The sequence below is a fragment of the Anaeroplasma sp. genome, from assembly GCF_034179385.1.
Classification (GTDB): domain Bacteria; phylum Bacillota_I; class Bacilli_A; order Acholeplasmatales; family Anaeroplasmataceae; genus Anaeroplasma.
The window spans coordinates 1-2,376 of record NZ_JAXFPY010000051.1 but is presented as its reverse complement, the minus strand read 5'-3'; the positions used below and the strand labels follow the sequence as shown (position 1 = coordinate 2,376).

The 2,376-nt window shown below is 29.0% G+C and carries 3 protein-coding genes; all 3 read right to left on the bottom strand.

Going from position 1 to position 2,376, the window contains the following annotated elements; genetic code table 11:
* Positions 1–360: 360 nt before the first annotated feature.
* On the bottom strand, positions 361–528 hold the full coding sequence (locus SPJ17_RS03385) for a hypothetical protein (RefSeq protein ID WP_321092773.1): 168 nt from the start codon (positions 526–528) through the stop codon (positions 361–363).
* Between the two features lie 1,443 nt (positions 529–1,971).
* Entirely contained in the window at positions 1,972–2,136 is a 165-nt protein-coding gene (locus tag SPJ17_RS03380) for a hypothetical protein (protein ID WP_321092771.1), read from the bottom strand.
* Between the two features lie 21 nt (positions 2,137–2,157).
* Positions 2,158–2,376: 3'-5' exonuclease (locus tag SPJ17_RS03375; protein ID WP_321092767.1), on the bottom strand; the 219-nt coding region annotated here is incomplete at its 5' end.

Here is a 2,376-nt window from a genome sequence, read left to right as displayed (position 1 = left end):
CTTATTATATTACATATATCTTGTACAAGTAATTCTAGTTTCAACTCTAGCATAAGGTGCGCCGCCACCATTCCATGTTAATGAGTATGTTACTTTTCATTTTCCATTAATTTTTTCACTTGAATTTAAAGCTGCCGTAGGGGAATTAAAACCCTCATAACTAGAAACATTAACAGATAAAGTATCTAAATCTTGAGCAGTTATATTTGTTTGAACACTATAAGTTTTTGTAACACCGCTTTGTATACCACTTGATTCATAAATTTCATGCAATTCGGAAACTGATTCAGTTGAAATTACAGGTGCCGATTTACCATTTCTTCATACAACAACAGCTAATGCAAAAGTATCTTTTTCTACTCATTGTTCATAACCAACGTATAATTTAAAACGATAACTTGAAACATATCCTGAATTTGGAGTTTGATGATTGTAATAATAAGAAGTATAGTATTGTAAACCATCAACTTGAGTTCCACTGTCAATAGTTGGATCTAAGAAACCACCTTCCTCTACTTTATTATTCATATCTCCATAATATCCAATTTTATGTGGGAAAAATCCAATTAAAGATTGAAATTTTTTATAAAAATTAGCATTTACTCAAGCAAAATATGTATGAGCCATATTGTCGGCTGTGTAAGATTCTATCTCTATATTAGAAATTTGTCTTTGTTCGCGATAGTATGCAGAAATATTTCCAGTAGAAATCCATTCTAAATTTTTAATTGTAGCATTCATTTGAAAGTTAGCATCGGAAATTTTTTGTATATCAGATACAGCACCATTTACTGCATCAGTTTTAAAATCATAGTCTCCAATAGAAACAAATAATCTATTGTATATTCATAAAGCACCTGAACTGGCGTGATCACAACCTGATCCGAACAACACTGGAAGAGATATATTAAGATTAGTCTTAGATTGAATTATTTGTTTTGTGTAATCATTTGGAATAATATTAGTAACAAATTTTGATATTTCATTAATATCACATGAAAAAGAAAAAGTAGTATTTTTTGGTTCTCATTTATATCTTTGTATTGGTTCAAATGTTAATGTTGCAGTATTTGTTTCAGATGTTAATTCCAAGACTGTATTTGTAGTGACAGATCATTTGTCAGCAGGATCTGGTTGCGCAGCCTGTCATATACCATGTTTTCGTATATAGAAAATCACTTCATCATTGTTATTAACAGTAACCTCAGTATTATCTATTCTTAATTTACCGTTAGAATATGTAAAAGAATGTTCATTAAGCTTATCATAATAACCAATGCTTCCATTAATATCTATATAATGAGCGTCTACATCAGTCATATTATTAAAAACTATTACAGGATATGTTTGAGGATAGAAACTTCAATATTTAGCATCTTTTTTACTTCCTCCTTTATATCCTATTGAATCATCAAATATAAATTGACCATTAGTTCCATAAGTTTTTACATTATAGTCAAAACTAATACTTTTCAAACTTTTTGCTTTATTTCCTATATAATAACGTGGAATTGTATGATAGGAAGCAATCTGATTTAAATATTCGTATTTAACAGTATCGCCATAAGAATCAATAATATCAGAAGTAAATTGCTCTTTCTTACTAAGTTCGTTTTCTCCAATAGCTGCAACAAACTGATTTGGGATAGAAAATTTATTTAAAATATCATTTTTATCATCTCAAAGATAGGTAGATTTTACGTTTATTCCGAATCCTAATTCTGAAATATAAATTCATTTTCAATCAGTATTGTTATATCCGCCAGCATGAGTATTTAACAAAATATATCCAGAAGAATATAAATCATAACATAGTTGATAAGAGGATTTATCTTTATTCTTACATTTTAAATAATGAAGTCCAATAGTTTGTACATATAAATTTCCTTTTCATTCTAATCTCGGTCCATCAGAATATTGTGTAGCAATTTTTCAAAGAGAAACATCAGAAACAACAACGTTTAAAAAACCTCAAGATAGTAATAACTCTTTTAATCTTTCTATGTTTGTTTGCTCAACACAATCAGACTCTTTATATGAAGGAATAATGTCTTTAAAATAAAGAATATTATTAATACCGCTGCCGCCATCTATACCGCCTTGTTCGATGTCAATATTAGGTCCACCTTTAGCCATAACTTCACCTCACTAAATAATTCAACCAAAACTACTAGATTTCTTTTGTTGAAGCCACATTTGCTCTAAATTACTCCAATTAATGACTAGCATATTATCTCTAGCACGAGTAAGTGCAACATAAGCAATGTTTAAGTCTTCCATATTTCTAATTGTAGTATCAATTACAATTACATTATCATATTCAAGACCTTTTGCTTGATGCACAGTAGAAACATTAGAATAACCAAATTCTTGAAT